Source organism: Halomonas sp. MCCC 1A11062, assembly GCF_021404355.1.
In the GTDB taxonomy this organism is placed as follows: Bacteria; Pseudomonadota; Gammaproteobacteria; order Pseudomonadales; family Halomonadaceae; genus Halomonas; species Halomonas aerodenitrificans.
The window spans coordinates 178,211-194,774 of record NZ_JABFTW010000005.1 but is presented as its reverse complement, the minus strand read 5'-3'; the positions used below and the strand labels follow the sequence as shown (position 1 = coordinate 194,774).

Below are 16,564 nucleotides of genomic sequence, written 5' to 3'. Positions count from 1 at the left end.
TAGCCGCTGCGAACGGCCAGCCGTCAGGAGGAGCGCGACACGCGCGGTCTGGCGAATGCCACCTGCCGGCGCAGCTCCGCGACCAGCTCAGCGGCGGCGCTGGAGAGCGGTTCATGCTTGCGGGTGATGATGCCGTAGTAGTCAAGCGGCTTGCCGATGGTCAGCGGCAGCACCGCATACTGGCCGCTGGCCAGGGGGCGCTTGAGCACCGACCAGGGCAACACCGCCAGCATCGGCGCGCTCAGCAGCAGCTGCAGGGTGGTCTGGGTCGAGGTGGTCTCGATGGTGTCGTCGGGCGAGGCGATGCCGGCGTCGGCCAGCGCGGCCTCGATGACCTGACGCATGGGACTGGAGGGAGGATGCAGGACCCATGGCCAATGGCGCAGCGCGGCGAGTTCGACCCGCTCCTGGCCGGCCAGAGGATGATCGTGAGCCACCACCACGCGCAGCGGCTCCTCAAGCAGCGGCTCGAAGTCGAACAGGTTGTGTTGATTCACCGCCGTGAGCCGGCCGATCACCAGATCGAGCTGCTTGTATTCAAGGGCCTGCAGCAGACGGTCGCTGCTCTGCTCATCGATGCTGACCGACAGCCGCGGCCGCCGTCCCTTGAGGGCGGCAATGGCTGCCGGCAGGATCTCGGGGGCGGCCGCCGGGATGGCACCGATCAGCAGCCGCCCATAGCCGCCTTCGCGCATGCGCTGGACGTCCTCGACCATGCGCTCGATATCGTTGAGCAGAATCTCGGCATGCCTCACCAGCTGAGCGCCCAGCTCGGTCGGCACCATCGCCCGCGGCTGGCGCTCGAAGATGGCAAAGCCGAAATGGGTCTCCAGGTCGCGCAGCATCTTGCTGGCTGCCGGCTGGCTGAGATGCATCTGCCGGGCGGCGGCACGCATGTTGCGGCGCTTGTCGAGGTGAAGCAGCAGCAGCAGGTGCTTGAAACGCATCCAGCCGCACAGGCCGGTCGATGACAGGTTGTCCACGTTTACCGGCCCTCTGATAACCTATGCCGATCAGCCAACATAGGCGCCGCTGCCAGCGGGATCAAGCAGCGCCCCGCTGCCGTCAGATGTCTCCCCTGCCGAGCAGACCGATCAACTCGGGGAGCGTGGCCTGAGCGTGCCCCGCCCCCTCGGCCTGCCCCAGCACCTCGTCGATGCCCGCTGCGGCCACCTTCGCCGCCCCCAGGTCGCCGGCCATGGCCAGGTAGTAGCCGAGGTCCTTGTGGGCGTTGGCGATGCTGAAACGGAAGCCCGAGGTGTCGCGCTCCTGAATGTAGGGCCGCAGCCGTTCGAGCACGGTGCCCGCCCCACCGCCCTTGGCCAGCACGTCGACGAAGACATGCGGGTCGATGCCGCCCCGTTCGGCGCAGGCCGCCGCCTCGGCAAGCACGGTGGAGAAGCCCACCGAGACGAAGTTGTGCAGCAGCTTGAGCTGATGACCGGCCCCCACCGGGCCGGCATGGGTGATGTTCTCGGCGAAGCTCTCGAGCAGCGGCTGCTGCGCCGCGAACAGTTCGGCATCGCCTCCCACCAGCAGGTTGAGACGACCCTCGGCAGCCTCCTTGGGCGTGCGCGTCATGGGGGCGTCGAGAAAACGCCCGCCCGCCTCCGCCACCGCCTCGGCGATGCGCTGCGTCGAGCTGGGAATCGCCGTGGAGCAGTCGATGATCACGCTGCCGGGCCTGAGCCCTTGCAGCACGCCATCCTCGCTCAGCAGCACCTCCTCGACCTGGGGCGAGCCGGTCACGCAGAGAATGATGACGTCGGTATGCCGGGCCAGCTCCGCCGCCGTGGCGAACGCCTGCGCCCCGTTCTCGAGCAGTGCCGCAACGGGCTGGTTACCGGGGTGCTCGAGAAAGGCCAGCGGCCAGCCGGCGCGCTGGACGTTGGTGGCGATGCCGTGGCCCATCAGGCCGATGCCGATCATGCCCACTCGCTGTTTCGACTGCGCGTCGCTCATGTCACAACCCACCCATGCAGAGATATTTGATTTCGATGTAGTCCTCAATGCCGTACTTGGAGCCCTCCCGTCCGATACCGGACTCCTTGACGCCGCCGAACGGGGCCAGCTCGCTGGAGATGATGCCTTCGTTGATGCCCACGATGCCGCACTCCAGGGCCTCGGCCACCCGCCACACCCGGCCCACATCGCGGGTATAGAAGTAGCTGGCCAGGCCATAGGGGGTATCGTTGGCCATGCGCACCACCTCCTGCTCGTCGCTGAAGCGCAGCAGCGGCGCCACGGGGCCGAAGGTCTCCTCGTTCATCAGCCGCGCATCGCTGGAGACGTCAGTGAGAATCGTCGGCTCGAAGAAGTTGCCGCCCAGCGCATGCCGCTGCCCGCCCAGGTAGACGCTGGCCCCGCGCTCGCGGGCGTCGGCGATGTGCTCCTCGACCTTGGCCACCGCGGCCTGATCGATCAGCGGCCCCAGAGTCACCCCTTCCTCCAGGCCATTGCCGACCTGCTGCGCCGCCACCGCTTGGGCGAGGCGCTCGGCGAAGGCATCGTAGATCCGCTCGTGGACGAAGATACGGTTGGCGCATACGCAGGTCTGGCCGGTGTTACGGAACTTGGAAGCCATCACCCCGGCCACCGCCTGGTCGAGATCGGCGTCATCGAAGATGATGAAGGGAGCGTTACCACCCAACTCCATGGAGACCTTCTTGACCGTCTGGGCACAGGCGGTGAGCAGCACCTTGCCCACCTCGGTGGAGCCGGTGAAGGAGAGCTTGCGTACCAGCGGGTTGGCGGTCAGCTCGTCGCCCACCGTGCGGGCACTGCCGGTGACCACGTTGAGCACTCCCCGGGGCACGCCGGCGCGCCCGGCCAGCTCGGCCAGGGCCAGCGCCGAGAAGGGCGTGCTGGATGCCGGCTTGACCACCACGGTGCAGCCGGCCGCCATGGCGGCGGCGGCCTTGCGGGTGATCATCGCGTTGGGGAAATTCCAGGGCGTGATGGCAGCCACCACACCGACCGGCTCCTTGGTGACCACGATGCGGCGATCCCTGGCATGGGCCGGAATGACGTCACCGTATACCCGCTTGGCCTCTTCGGCGAACCACTCGATGAAGGCGGAGCCATAAGCGATCTCGCCCCGGGCCTCGGCCAACGGCTTGCCCTGCTCCAGGGTCAGGATACGGGCCAGATCCTCCTGGTGCGCCATGCACAGCTCGTACCAGCGCCGCAGGATGGCGGCTCGCTCCTTGGCGGTCCTGGCCTTCCACTCCGGCAGGGCTCGCTCGGCTGCCTCGATGGCTTCACGCACCTGTGCCTGAGGCAGGCGGGGCACGCTGCCTAGCCGCGTGTCGCTGGCCGGGTCGATCACCTCGATGACCGCCTCGTCGCTGGCATCGACCCAGCCTCCATCGATGTAGGCATGCTGCCTGAACAGCGCCGGGTCCTGCAGCTGCGGCTGCCGACCACCGGTCGGGCTGTGATTTTCTCCACTCTCCTCGCGCATCTTCTCCTGCCTCCTCTCGCATCACGGTTTGTCTGATCACGGACTTTCTGAATACGGACTTTCTGACGTAGAACGATTCCGAGACTTTGAATTATGAATCCAAAATTAAGAATCATACTTTCGTCGAGAGGAAACCGGACGCGCCGCATCCTCGAGGGCCACGACAGGGCCTGCAGTGCGTTTCGATAACCCCTGGTTAACGTAGATACGAAAAAAACGATTGGAAGGTTATTGGATTGCCCACCAGGCTGGGTTGGACAACAAATCTTTACTTCTCTTAGACCTTGCTGGAATTGTCGCCATGACCACCATCACCCGTCTCGAGGTTCAGGACATCCGCTTTCCTACCTCACGCTCCCTGGATGGCTCCGATGCCATGAACGCGGCGCCGGACTACTCTGCCACCTATGTCACCCTGCACACCGATGCCGGGAACGGGCTCAGCGGCCACGGCCTGACCTTCACCATCGGCCGCGGTAACGAAATCTGCGTCAAGGCCGTAGAGTCGCTGGCCTACCTGATCGAGGGCCGCCGGCTCGACGACATCACCGCCGAGATGGGCCGCTTCTGGCGCGAGCTGACCAGCGGCGACAGCCAGCTGCGCTGGATCGGACCGGAGAAGGGCGCGATCCACCTGGCCACGGCGGCCATCGTCAATGCCGTCTGGGATCTGTGGGCCAAGGCGGAAGGCAAGCCGGTGTGGAAGCTGCTGGTCGACATGCCGCCCGAGCAGCTGATCCGCTGCCTCGACTTCCGCTTCGTCACCGACGCCCTGACTCCCGAGGAAGCGCTGGGGTTACTGCGTCGCAATGCAGCCGGCCGCGCCGACCGTGAACGGGAGATGCGCGAGCATGGCTACCCGGCCTATACCACCTCGGCCGGCTGGCTCGGCTACGACGATGACAAAGTGCGGCGCCTGGCGCGCGAGGCGCTGGCCGAAGGCTGGACGCACTTCAAGCAGAAGGTGGGCGGTAACCTGGAGGAGGACCGTCGTCGCGCCCAGATCCTGCGCGAGGAGATCGGCTGGGAACGCGCCCTTATGATGGACGCCAACCAGATGTGGGACGTCGACGAGGCGATTGCCAACATGCGCCGGCTGGCCGAATTCGATCCGCTGTGGATCGAGGAGCCGACCAGCCCCGACGACATCCTCGGCCACGCCGAGATTCGACGCCGGCTGGGCTCGATCGGGGTGGCCACCGGCGAGCACTGCCACAACCGGGTGATGTTCAAGCAGCTGCTGCAGGCCGGTGCCCTCGACTACTGTCAGGTCGATGCCGCCCGTCTCGGCGGGCTGAACGAGGTCATCGTGGTGCTGCTGCTGGCCGCCAAGCATGGCGTGCCGGTCTGCCCCCACGCCGGCGGCGTCGGTCTCTGCGAGTACGTGCAGCACGTCTCGCTGTTCGACTATATCGCCGTTTCGGGCTCTCTCGAGGGGCGCATCCTCGAATACGTCGATCATCTGCACGAGCACTTCGAGCACCCCGTGACGATCCGCAACGGCCGCTATCAGGTGCCGACCGCCCCCGGCTACAGCATCAGCCTCCACCCCGAGTCGCTGTCACGCCACCTCTACCCGGACGGCGCCGCCTGGCAGGACGGCTGACCCACTACGAAGGAGACCCAAGATGACCCAGTCAAGACCCTGCATCGCCGTGCCCCTGGGCGACCCGGCAGGCATCGGCCCCGAGCTCGTCGCCAAGCTGCTGGCCGACCGCCAGGCAATCGAAGGGAGCGACGTGGTGGTGGTGGGCGACCCCTGGCTGTGGCAGGAAGGCCAGCGGGTGGCCGGCACCGCGCTCACGCTGCCCGAGATCACCGCCTGGGAGCAGGCCCGCGGCCAGGCCGGCCCCGTACTGCTGCCGCTGAACACCATCCGGCCAGAGGAGGTCGAGTTCGGCCGGGTCGATGCCGCCTGCGGCGCCTCGGTGCTGAAGGTATTGGCCCACTGCCTGGAGGCCGCCCAGGCGGGGCGAATCGATGCCATCTGCTTCGCCCCGCTCAACAAGCTGGCCATGAAGCAGGGCGGCCTGCGCCATGAGGACGAGCTGCACTTCTTCGCCGAGTACCTGCAGGTCCCGGGCGAGGTGTGCGAATTCAATACCCTCGGCAACCTCTGGACCTCGCGCATCTCCTCCCACGTACCGCTCAGCGAGGCCGCCGGCTACGTTACGCCGGAGCGCATCCTGAACGCCACCCGCCTGATCCACGACGCCCTGGTGGCAGCGGGCGTGACGCAGCCGCGCATCGCGGTGGCGGCTATCAACCCCCACGCCGGCGAGGGCGGCACCTGCGGACGAGAGGAGATCGACGTCATCGCACCGGCCGTTGAGGCCTGCGTCGCCGCCGGCTACCCGGCCCAGGGTCCTTTCCCTGCCGACACCCTCTTTCGCCGCGCCCGCGACGGCGAGTTCGACGCTGTCGTCACCATGTACCACGACCAGGGCCAGATCGCCCTCAAGCTGCTGGGCTTCGAGCGTGGCGTCACCGTCCAGGGCGGGCTGCCGATTCCCATCACCACGCCGGCCCATGGCACCGCCTTCGACATCGTCGGCCAGGGCAAGGCCAGCGTCGAAGCCATGCGCCACGCCTTCACCATCGCCTGCCGCATGGGCACGCATCATGCCCTCAGCCGCAGCGCTTAGCCGAATCGACAAACATGAGTAGACGAAAGTATATATAAAAATAATGAATTATGAGTTCATAATGACATCAGCATATTGAAGGCACGTCCGCGCCCCTGGCGCCGAGCCAGGGGCGCGGCCCCCCTCTACAACAACAACGAGGTCCAGCATGAAGCTCAAACATCGGTTCCCTCTCACGCTAGCGGCAGCCTTTCTCCTTGGCCTTGCCTCCGCCTCCGTCTCCGCCACCACGCTGCGTTACGCCCACGTCGGTGCGGAAGGCGACGCACAGACCCGCTTCGCGTCGGAAGCCTCCGCCGCCATCGAGGAAGCCACCGATGGCGGGGTCAGCATCACCATCTTTCCGGCCAGCCAATTGGGTGGCGTAGCAGAAATGGTGGATGGCGTATCGCTGGGCTCCATTTCCATGGCCCATCACGAGTTCGCCTCCCTGGCGCAATCCGTACCGGATATCGCGGTGTTCAATGCGCCCTTCATCTATCGCGATGCGGAGCATGCCCTCAGGGCCACTGACCCGAACTCGCCGGTCATCAGCGAGATGAACGAGCAACTGATCGACGAGGCCGGCATGCGCATCATCGGCAGGATGTACCGCGGCGCTCGCCACATCACGGCCAACTTCCCCGTGGAATCACCCGACGATCTGGCAGGTAAGCCATTTCGTGCCGTACCGCTCGATATCTGGATCTCCATGGTCCGGGGCTTTGGTGCAGACCCTACCCCGGTAGAGGTCTCGGAGCTGCCCACCTCCCTGATGACCGGGCTGGTCGTGGGCCAGGAAAACCCCTTGACCATGATCCGTTCCGATAACCTGCACGAAGTGCAGTCGCATGTTTCGCTGACCGGCCACATGCACTCCATCCTCGCTGTCTTCATCAACGAGAACGTATGGCAGTCCCTGGACGAGGAATACCAGGAGGCCATCACCAACGTGTTGACAGAAAAGGCGGAAGAGTCGCTGCGCTGGGCGCAGGAGACCGAAGAGGAACTCATCGAAGAGCTGACTCAGCGCGGCATGACCATCATTACCGAAGAGGATGGGCTGGATATCGACGCCTTCCGCGAGCAGGTGCTGGCACAGATCAACCGCGACTACCCCAATTTCGAGCCCTACATCGAAATGATCGGGGAAGTGGAGTAACGGTACCGGCGAGGGGCGATGGCCTCTCGCCGGAACATGACCCGATGGGTGAAAAATGAGATACCCAAGAAAGTGGCTCGAGATTTTCTGCGCCCTGCTTCTCGCCGGCATGATCCTGGTGCCGTTCCTGCAAGTGCTCTCTCGCGACCTGCTCGGTACCTCGATCCCCGGCTCCGGCGAACTGACGCGCTTTCTCCTGATATGCCTCGTCTTTTCATCCTACCCGCTGGTCATCGCCAGCGGCGAAAACATACAGATGTCAGAGCTGCGCGACTCCCTTCCGGTCATGTCGAGACGATGGCTGAACCGGCTGATCATGGCAGCCTCCATCATCATCTGCCTGTTCGTTGCCTACTCCGCCGCCACCACCGTGCAGACGAATTTCAACAGAGCGACCCCGGTACTGAAGATCCCTTATTGGATCTTCTTCGGCACTACCGTTCTTGGCCTCTTGGGCGCAGCCCTGGTGCATCTTCTGCAAGGCGCGAGCACGACCGATAACAAATCCGACTCCGGCGTATAAGGCACCTCCATGGGCTTGATCATCCTTGGCATCTTTCTCGTTCTCTTTCTGCTCGGCTTTCCGGTCGTCTATGCAATCCTGATTCCTTCTGCGATATACGTATTACTCGAGGGCCTGCCGCTGGGCCTGATGGGACAGCGCGTCACCTATGCCCTGGACAGCTTTCCTCTGGTGGCCGTACCCATCTTCATCTTCGTCGGCAACCTGATGAACCAGGCGGGCATCACCGACCGTATCTTCCATTTCGCCAACACCCTGGTCGGCCGGGCGCCGGGCGGGCTGGCTCAGGTCAACATATTCTCCAGCCTGATCTTTTCCGGCATGTCGGGCGCCTCGCTCGCCGACGTCGGCGGACTCGGCAAGATCGAGATAGAGGCGATGAAGAAGCGCGGCTACGGAGCGCCCTTCTCCGCCGCCGTCACGGCCTCTTCCGCCGTCGTCGGTCCCATCTTTCCGCCCAGCATCCCGCTGATAGTCTACGGCTCGGTCACCAGCGTCTCGATCGTTCAGCTGCTGCTTGCCGGCATCGTGCCGGCGCTCATCTGCATCGTGCTGCTGATGATCACGGCGGCCCTGCTGGCGCTGCGCCACGACATGCCGAGGGCCGAGCGCTGGCCGACGTTGATGGAGCTCAACCGTGCCTTCATCCCCGCCCTGCCCGCCCTGCTGGCCCCGGTATTGATGATCTCCGGCATGCTCATGGGCCTGTTCACTCCCACGGAAGCGGCCGCGGTAACGGCAGCCTACGTCGTCTTCATCAGCGCCGTTCTCTATCGGGAGCTCACCTGGTCGCACCTCATGTTCTCGCTGCTGGCCACGCTCAGGACGACGAGCGCCATTCTGATCATCGTGGCGGCGGCGGCCATGTTCGGCTGGATCCTCTCCGTCGAGCAGATTCCCCAGCGCTTCGCTGCCTTCATACTGCAGATCTCCCACGAGCCGCTGATGCTGCTGCTGATCGCCAATCTCATCTTCCTGATCGCAGGGATCTTCCTGGATTCCACCACGGCGACCCTGCTGATCGTGCCGATCGTGGCCCCGCCCATGGTGCTCGCCGGCGTCGATCCCGTGCATCTAGGCATCGTGTGCATCTTCAATCTGATGATCGGCCTGCTGACACCGCCGATGGGCCTCTCGCTGTTCCTCGTCTCGTCCATCGCCAAGGTATCGCTGCGCCAGCTGTTGAAAGCGCTGATCCCCTTTTACATACCGCTCGTCGCCACCTTGGCCATCATCACCTTCGCCGCCGATCTGGTGCTGTGGCTGCCAAGTTTCATGCGCTGAGAATGCAAGGAGTTCACCATGACGATTTCCACCGTTGGTTTCATTGGACTGGGCAAGATGGGTAGCGGCTTCGTGTCGCGGCTGATCGACGAAGGCTATGCCGTGGTCGGCTACGACATCGAAGCGGCTCACTGCGAAGCGGCAAAAGCCCGCGGCGCCGACATCGCCGACTCGCCGGCCGCGGTGGCCGCACGGGCCGATCTCATCCAGATCTGCGTGACCACCAGCGCCGCCGTGGAGGCGGTGGTGCTCGGAGAGAACGGCATCGCCGAGGTTGCTCAGGACGGCGGCAAGGTCGTGGTCGATCACTCCACCACGGAGCTGGAGACCACCCGGCGCCTGGCAGCGGAGCTCGAGCGGCGCAACGGCATGGCGTTCGTGGATGCTCCAGTGTCCGGTGGGCCCGGCGCCGCCGCGGAAGGTCGCCTGGCCATCATGGCAGGCGGCACGACAGAGGCCATCGCAGCCGTAACGCCGGTCATGGAGCGGCTCGGCCAGTTCACTCATATGGGCGAGGTGGGGGCGGGCCAGGCCACCAAGCTGATCAACCAGGCGCTGGTGCTCTCGAACTACTGCGTGATCGCCGAAGCCTGCAACCTCGGCAACCGCTTCGGCATCGACGTGAGCAAGATCCCCGAGGCGCTCTCCTCGGGCTATGCCGGCAGCAACCTGCTAAACGACCTGCTGCCGCGCATGGTGGAGAGCGACTTCGAGCCGCGCGGCTATGCGCGTCAGATCCTCAAGGACCTACACATGCTGCAGGACGCGGCCAACGCGCTGAACGTCGCCATGCCCATGGCCGGCATGGCCAACTCGCTCTACAGCATGCTGATCGCCCAAGGCAAGGGCGAGCTCGATGGCGCCGCCATCGTCACCCTGCTGGAAGACCAAGCGCGACAGAACAATGCATGAGGGGCCATTAGCATGAACGACTTTCCTATCGTCGATGCCCATCAGCACTTCTGGGATCTCGAGCGCAACTACCTGCCCTGGCTGTGCGACAAGACGCCCATTCCCTTTCGCTACGGCGACTACAGCGCCATTCGCCGCAACTACATGCCCGCGGATTACCGCCACGACACCCGGGGCTTCAACGTGGTTGGCAGCGTGTTCGTGGAGACGGAGTGGGACCCTCGCACACCGGTGGCGGAGACTCGCTGGGTGCATGAGCTGGCCGAGCGCGAGGGGCTGCCGACGGTGATGGTCGCCCAGGCCCGGCTCGACCGGCCCGATGTGGAAGAGGTACTGGCTGCCCACTGCGACCACCCGCGCGTGCGCGGCATCCGCCACAAGCCCGCCGCCGCGAGCTCACCCGACAAGATGATCCCCGGCGCCACCGGCTCGATGGGCGACCCAGCCTGGCGCCGTGGTTTCGCCCTGCTCGCGGCCCATGGGCTCTCCTTCGATCTGCAGACGCCCTGGTGGCACTTCGAGGAGGCTGCCGAGCTGGCGGAGTCTCATCCCGCAACCCAGATCGTCATCAACCACACCGGGCTGCCGGCGGACCGCAGCGAAGCCGGGCTTGCCGGCTGGCGCCGGGCGATGGAGCGAGTGGCCGCCCAGCCCAACGTGGCGGTGAAGATCTCCGGCATCGGTGTACCGGGACAGCCCTGGAGCGTCGAGACCAATCGCCGCGTCGTGCTCGAAACCATCGAGGCCTTCGGCGTCGAGCGCTGCATGTTCGCCAGCAACTTTCCCGTCGACAGCCTGGTGGCGAGCTTCGAGACGATCTTCTCGGTCTTCCTGCGCATCACCGAAGGCTTCGCGCCCCAGGAGCGCCGCCTGCTGTTCCACGACAACGCGGTGCGTTACTATCGCATGCCGCTGGGGCAATGAGCACCAAACGCAGATGCCACCCCTGGGGGCGGCATCTTCGCACTGAGTGAACGGATCTGGGCAATCTGGCGCTACTCGGCCATCTCCTCAAGAGCCGACATCTCCACTTTGTTGCGCAGGTGACAGCGAAGGATCTCTCCGAGTGCAGCTCCATTACGAGCCCGCAGCGCTTCGACCATGGACTCGTGCTCACTAACCGCCTGAGACCAGTAGTCCTTGCTCAGCTCGGCGGTGAAGCGCACCCGGCGCACGCGATGGTTGAGATTCTTGTAGACGTCGATGAGCACGTCGTTCTGCGAGGCGACCACGATGGCTTCGTGAATCTGCTGATTGGTCAGCAGGTACTCCTGCATGTTGCCGCCCTTGTAATGCGCCAGCATCTGATAGTGCAGGGCTTCGATATTCGCCAGCTCCGCGTCGGAAATACGCGTTCCGGCCAGCTCGCCCGCCAGGGCCTCGAGGCTCTGCATCACTTCGAAGGTGTTCTTCAACGTGGTGCGGGTCAACTTGGCAACACGCGCGCCCCGATTGGGCAGCAGCTCGACGAAGCCTTCGTGAGCCAGCACCTTGAGCGCCTCGCGCAAGGGGGTACGGGAAACGCCGAACTGTTCGCACAGCTGCTTTTCGGGAACCCGGCTGCCGGGAGCCAACACGCCTTGCGCGATCAGATCGCGAACCCTTTCTGCCACTTCACCGTGAAGCGTACTCTGCCTGATCTTGTCCATTGGCTTCACTTCTATAACGAATAAATCTAATTATGCATTCAAAAAAAAGGAGCGTCAATTGAGTCGCGGCTCTCAGCCCCACTCGTCGAGACGCATGGCCGAACGCTCCAGGCGCTGATCCTCGGCCTCGATCTCGCGCAGCTGCGCCTCGATACCGTGAAGGTGATCGAGCGCCGCACGGCGGGCGGCCTGAGGCTTGCCCTCCATCACGGCCCGATAGAGCCGCGCATGCTGACGATTGATCATGGCTCGCGGTCTCTCACGATGATAGAGGTTCTTCACCGAGGCGAACACGGAGCTGAGCAGCAGATCGGTGAGCGACTGCAGCGTATGCACCAGCACCGGGTTGTGCGAGGCCTGACAGATCGCCAGGTGAAAGGCGTGGTCGAGATGGGCCAGCCGCTCCACGTCGATCGCCTGACCCGCTTCGACGTATTCCGCCATCGCTTCGTAGCGGCGCTGGATCAGCACCCGATCCGCCGGCGTGGCCCGCTCGGCCGCCAGCCGGGCCGACTCCCCTTCCAGCAGCGAGCGCACCTCCAGCAGATCGTAAAGGGTGCGCGGGTGGTCGCGGAAGAGATGCATCAGCGGGCTGTCGTCACGCCCGGCCACCAGTTCGGCCACCACCGAGCCCCGCCCCTGACGAGTGACGATGATGCCCTTGCTGCGCAGCACGCGCAGCCCTTCGCGCAGCGAGGTGCGCGACACGCCGAGGCGCTCGCACAGGCGCCGCTCCGAGGGCAGCAGCTGCCCGGGGCGAAATACGCCGTCGAGAATCAGCCGCTCCAGGCGTTCCGCCACCGCATCGGGCGTCAACGTCGCTGAGACGCGCTCATGTTCCTGCTGCATTGGTTCTCCCAGGGTCTCGTTCCAAGGCTGGCGCTCAAGCACAGTCCCTGCCATGCTGTATCATGAAAATAATTTCCAATATAATGCCAAACAACTGGTCATACCAGTAGACCGCAGGCTGGACAGGGGACACACCAGAGCGCACATTGAGCGCCTGACGTACGAACCCCTGCCGCATGACTCGCAGAGAGGCAATCATGAACATCCTCTATGACGAACGGCTCGACGGTCCGGCCCCGGAGATGGACAGGGCCGGCATCCGCGACGCGCTGCTGAAGGCCATCCCGGGCATGACCCTACTGCACCGCGAGGAGGACATGCGCCCCTTCGAGTGCGACGGCCTCTCCGTCTACCGTACCCTGCCGCTGCTGGTGGCGCTGCCCGACTCTCTCGACCAGGTCCAGCGCCTGCTGGTGGAGTGCCATCGCCTCGGCGTGCCGGTGGTCACCCGCGGCGCCGGCACGGGACTCTCCGCCGGCGCGCTGCCGCTCACCCACGGCGTGCTGCTGGTGATGTCGCGCTTCTCGCGCATTCTCGAGATCGACCCCGAGGCGCGCATCGCCAGGGTCGAGCCCGGCGTGCGTAACCTGGCCATCTCCGAGGCGGCCTCGCCCTACGGCCTCTACTACGCTCCGGACCCCTCGTCGCAGATCGCCTGCTCCATCGGTGGCAACGTGGCCGAGAACGCCGGCGGCGTGCACTGCCTCAAGTACGGCCTCACCGTGCACAACGTGATCAAGGTCGAGGTGCTCACCATCGAGGGCGAGCGCATGACCCTGGGCAGCGATGCCCTGGACGCCCCCGGCTTCGACCTGCTGGCGCTGTTCAACGGCTCCGAAGGCATGCTCGGCGTGGTCACCGAGATCACCGTCAAGCTGCTGCCCAAGCCCGAAGTGGCCAAGGTGCTGATGGCCAGCTTCGACGACGTGGAGAAGGCCGGCAACGCAGTCGGCGCCATCATCGCCGCCGGCATCATCCCCGGCGGCCTGGAGATGATGGACAAGCTGGCCATCATCGCCGCCGAGGACTTCATCGGCGCCGGCTACCCGGTGGACGCCGAGGCGATCCTGCTGTGCGAACTCGATGGCGTCGAGGCAGACGTCGACGACGACTGCGAAACCGTGCGCCAGGTGCTGGAGAAGGCCGGCGCCACCGGCATCCGCCAGGCCCGCGACGACGCCGAGCGGGCCAAGTTCTGGGCCGGGCGCAAGAACGCCTTTCCCGCAGTGGGCCGCATGTCGCCCGACTACTACTGCATGGACGGCACCATCCCCCGGCGCGAGCTGGCGCGAGTGCTCAAGGGCATCAGCGACCTCTCCGAGCGCTACGGCCTGAAAGTGGCCAACGTCTTCCACGCCGGCGACGGCAACATGCATCCGCTGATCCTGTTCGATGCCAACCGCGAGGGCGAGCTGGCCGTAGCCGAGGCGCTGGGCGGCGAGATCCTCGAACTGTGCGTCGAAGTGGGCGGCACCATCACCGGCGAACACGGCGTCGGCCGCGAGAAGATCAACCAGATGTGCGCCCAGTTCCGCCCCGACGAACTGGCCACCTTCCGCGCCGCCAAGGCCGCCTTCGACCCGCACGACCTGCTCAACCCGGGCAAGAACATCCCTACCCCGGCACGCTGTTCGGAGTTCCGCACCATCAAGAGCGCGGCGGCCGACACCACTTCCGTCGTGCAGCAGGGCGGACAGGAGTGACCATGACCAACGCAACGACTCCCAAGGACCACGACGCCAGCGCTGCCCTGGCCGAACGCATCCGCGAGGCCAATGCCGAGGGCGCGCCGCTGCGCATCGTCGGCGGCGACACCCGCTACTTCTACGGTCGCGAAGTGGAGGGCAGCGAGCTCTCCACCCACGAGCACCGCGGCATCAGCTTCTACGATCCGGTGGAGCTGGTGGTCTCGGTGCGCGCCGGCACACCGCTGGCCGAACTCGAGGCGGCGCTGGCCGAGCAAGGCCAGATGCTACCCTTCGAGCCGCCCCGCTACGGCATTGCCAGCACCGTGGGTGGCATGGTCGCCACCGGCCTCTCCGGTCCGCGCCGCCCCTGGGCCGGCAGCGTGCGCGACTTCGTGCTTGGCGCGCGAGTGATCAACCACGAAGGCATCGAGCAGCGCTTCGGCGGCGAGGTGATGAAGAACGTCGCCGGCTACGACCTGTCGCGGCTGATGGTGGGCGCCCAGGGCGGCCTGGGGCTGATCACCGAGGTCTCGTTCAAGGTGCTGCCCATTCCCGGCGCCACCCACAGCCTGCACCTGGAGCTCTCTCTCGACGAGGCCCGCCGGCGCCTGGCCGAGTGGGGTCGTGAACCGTTGCCGATCAGCGCCGCCGCCTGGCTCGACGGTGCTCTGCACCTGCGCCTGGAGGGCGGGCCGAGCTCGGTGGCCGCCACCCGCGCACGCATCGGTGGCGACGACCTCGACAACGGCTTCTGGACCGCCCTGCGCGACCAGCGCCTACCCTTTTTCAGCGAAGGTCGGGCGCCGTTGTGGCGGCTCTCGCTGCCCCACCGCACGCCAGAACTGGAACTGCCCGGTGTCGACGAGCGGCTGATGATTCACGACTGGGCCGGCGCCCAGCGCTGGCTGCGCGCCGAGCTCGATGCCGAGACCCTGCGCCGCGCCTGCCAGGCCGCCGGCGGCCACGCCACCTGCTATGGCCCGCGCCCGGCCGACGTGGAGCCCTTCACGCCGCTGCCCGAGGTGCTGATGAAATACCACCGCAACCTCAAGGCTCAGCTCGACCCCAAGGGCATCTTCAATCCCGGCCGGCTCTACGCGGCGCTCTGAGACGTACAGGACCGAGACATGCAGACGCATTTCACCGAGGAAGCCCTCAAGCAGCCGCACATTCAGGAGGCCGACCGCGTCCTGCGCAGCTGCGTGCACTGCGGCTTCTGCAACGCCACCTGCCCCACCTACCAGCTGCTGGGCGACGAGCGCGACGGGCCGCGCGGGCGCATCTACCTGATGAAGCAGATGCTGGAAAACCCGGATGACAGCGAAAACGTCACCGAGCAGACCCGCCTGCACCTGGACCGCTGCCTGACCTGCCGCAACTGCGAAACCACCTGCCCCTCCGGCGTGGAGTACCACAAGCTGCTCGACATCGGCCGCGCCGAGATCGAGCGTCGGGTGCCGCGCAGTACCGCCGAGCGCGCCCAGCGCTACGCCCTGCGCAAGGCCCTGGTGGAGCCCAAGCGCTTCCAGGCCCTACTCAAGCTGGGCCAGACCTTCAAGCCGCTGGTACCCGGCAAGCTCAAGGACAAGCTGCCGCCCAAACCGGTGGATGCCGGCACGCGCCCCGACCACCAGCGCCACGCACGGCAGATGCTGATCCTCGAAGGCTGCGTGCAGCCGGGGCTCTCGCCCAACACCAACGCCGCCACCGCGCGGGTGCTCGACCGCCTGGGCATCGGCCTCACGCCGGTGGCCGAAGCGGGCTGCTGCGGCGCCGTCGACTTCCACCTCAACGCCCAGGACGACGGCCGCGCCCGCGCGCGGGCCAACATCGACGCCTGGTGGCCGCATATCGAGGCCGGCTGTGAAGCCATCGTACAGACCGCCAGCGGCTGCGGCGCCTTCGTCAAGGAGTACCGCGACATCCTCAAGGACGATCCCTCCTACGCCGACAAGGCCAAGCGCGTGAGCGAACTGGCCAAGGACCTGGTCGAGGTGCTACGCGACGAAGAGCTGACGAGCCTCCAGGTCAACGAAGGCCGCCGGCTGGCCTTCCACTGCCCCTGCACCCTGCAGCACGCCCAGAAACTCGGCGGCGCGGTGGAGAGCGTTCTGGTCAAGCTCGGCTTCAGCCTCACTCCGGTCCAGGACGCCCACCTCTGCTGCGGCTCGGCGGGCACCTACTCGATCACCCAGCCGGAGCTGGCCACCCAGTTGCGCGACAACAAGCTCAACGCCCTCGAGGCGGGCAACCCGGAAACCATCGTGACCGCCAACATCGGCTGCCAGACGCACCTCAACGGCGCGGGGCGCACGCCGGTTAGGCATTGGATAGAGATTGTCGATGAGGCTCTGCCAACGCCCGTAAGCAGCTAGCCTCTGCGAATAGTCGCCCAAGGCGAGGGGCGCCG

The 16,564-nt window shown here is 65.8% G+C and carries 15 protein-coding genes; 10 read left to right on the top strand and 5 right to left on the bottom strand.

Features of this window, described 5'->3' with window-relative positions; genetic code table 11:
* Positions 1-23: 23 nt before the first annotated feature.
* From HOP58_RS07660 to gabD, 3 genes are all read right to left on the bottom strand, one after another.
* The gene (locus tag HOP58_RS07660; RefSeq protein WP_234254486.1) at positions 24-983 is read right to left on the bottom strand and encodes a LysR family transcriptional regulator; all 960 of its coding nucleotides are present in this window, start codon (positions 981-983) and stop codon (positions 24-26) included.
* A gap of 82 nt (positions 984-1,065) precedes the next feature.
* Positions 1,066-1,962, bottom strand: coding sequence for an NAD(P)-dependent oxidoreductase (locus tag HOP58_RS07655; protein WP_234254485.1), 897 nt, complete (start codon positions 1,960-1,962; stop codon positions 1,066-1,068).
* Between the two features lies 1 nt (position 1,963).
* On the bottom strand, positions 1,964-3,463 hold the full coding sequence (gene gabD, locus HOP58_RS07650) for an NADP-dependent succinate-semialdehyde dehydrogenase (protein WP_234259997.1): 1,500 nt from the start codon (positions 3,461-3,463) through the stop codon (positions 1,964-1,966).
* A 301-nt stretch (positions 3,464-3,764) separates the two neighbouring features.
* Here gabD and HOP58_RS07645 point away from each other — a divergent pair, with 301 nt between their 5' ends.
* From HOP58_RS07645 to HOP58_RS07615, 7 genes are all read left to right on the top strand, one after another.
* Positions 3,765-5,069, top strand: a complete 1,305-nt coding sequence (locus HOP58_RS07645; protein WP_010626963.1) for an L-fuconate dehydratase — start codon at positions 3,765-3,767, stop codon at positions 5,067-5,069.
* A gap of 22 nt (positions 5,070-5,091) precedes the next feature.
* The gene (locus HOP58_RS07640; protein WP_234254483.1) at positions 5,092-6,108 is read left to right on the top strand and encodes a 4-hydroxythreonine-4-phosphate dehydrogenase PdxA; all 1,017 of its coding nucleotides are present in this window, start codon (positions 5,092-5,094) and stop codon (positions 6,106-6,108) included.
* A gap of 148 nt (positions 6,109-6,256) precedes the next feature.
* Positions 6,257-7,249 carry a TRAP transporter substrate-binding protein gene (locus HOP58_RS07635; protein WP_010626961.1) on the top strand — a complete coding sequence of 331 codons (993 nt, stop codon included), beginning with the start codon at positions 6,257-6,259 and terminating at the stop codon, positions 7,247-7,249.
* A 55-nt stretch (positions 7,250-7,304) separates the two neighbouring features.
* Positions 7,305-7,772: a TRAP transporter small permease gene (locus tag HOP58_RS07630; RefSeq protein WP_010626960.1), complete on the top strand. Its 468-nt coding sequence runs from the start codon at positions 7,305-7,307 to the stop codon at positions 7,770-7,772.
* 9 nt (positions 7,773-7,781) lie between these two features.
* Positions 7,782-9,056: a TRAP transporter large permease gene (locus HOP58_RS07625; protein ID WP_010626959.1), complete on the top strand. Its 1,275-nt coding sequence runs from the start codon at positions 7,782-7,784 to the stop codon at positions 9,054-9,056.
* Between the two features lie 18 nt (positions 9,057-9,074).
* A complete protein-coding gene (locus HOP58_RS07620; protein ID WP_234259996.1) occupies positions 9,075-9,968 on the top strand; it encodes an NAD(P)-dependent oxidoreductase in 894 nt (297 codons plus the stop codon).
* A 12-nt stretch (positions 9,969-9,980) separates the two neighbouring features.
* The gene (locus HOP58_RS07615) at positions 9,981-10,892 is read left to right on the top strand and encodes an amidohydrolase family protein (RefSeq protein WP_234259995.1); all 912 of its coding nucleotides are present in this window, start codon (positions 9,981-9,983) and stop codon (positions 10,890-10,892) included.
* 71 nt (positions 10,893-10,963) lie between these two features.
* On the opposite strand, the gene HOP58_RS07610 is transcribed toward HOP58_RS07615, so the two are convergent.
* Together HOP58_RS07610 and glcC are read right to left on the bottom strand one after the other, a co-directional pair.
* A complete protein-coding gene (locus HOP58_RS07610; RefSeq protein ID WP_010626956.1) occupies positions 10,964-11,617 on the bottom strand; it encodes a GntR family transcriptional regulator in 654 nt (217 codons plus the stop codon).
* Between the two features lie 72 nt (positions 11,618-11,689).
* Positions 11,690-12,466: a transcriptional regulator GlcC gene (gene glcC / locus HOP58_RS07605; protein WP_010626955.1), complete on the bottom strand. Its 777-nt coding sequence runs from the start codon at positions 12,464-12,466 to the stop codon at positions 11,690-11,692.
* 197 nt (positions 12,467-12,663) lie between these two features.
* Here glcC and glcD point away from each other — a divergent pair, with 197 nt between their 5' ends.
* Genes glcD through glcF form a run of 3 tightly spaced genes read left to right on the top strand, consistent with a single transcriptional unit; the run spans position 12,664 to position 16,529 of the window.
* Complete coding sequence (glcD, locus tag HOP58_RS07600) at positions 12,664-14,169, top strand: glycolate oxidase subunit GlcD (RefSeq protein ID WP_234259994.1); 1,506 nt, start codon at positions 12,664-12,666, stop codon at positions 14,167-14,169.
* 2 nt (positions 14,170-14,171) lie between these two features.
* Positions 14,172-15,263: a glycolate oxidase subunit GlcE gene (gene glcE, locus HOP58_RS07595; RefSeq protein WP_234259993.1), complete on the top strand. Its 1,092-nt coding sequence runs from the start codon at positions 14,172-14,174 to the stop codon at positions 15,261-15,263.
* 18 nt (positions 15,264-15,281) lie between these two features.
* Positions 15,282-16,529 (top strand): glycolate oxidase subunit GlcF, encoded by a 1,248-nt coding sequence (gene glcF, locus HOP58_RS07590; protein ID WP_234259992.1) that lies wholly within the window; start codon positions 15,282-15,284, stop codon positions 16,527-16,529.
* The last annotated feature ends 35 nt before the right edge of the window (positions 16,530-16,564 follow it).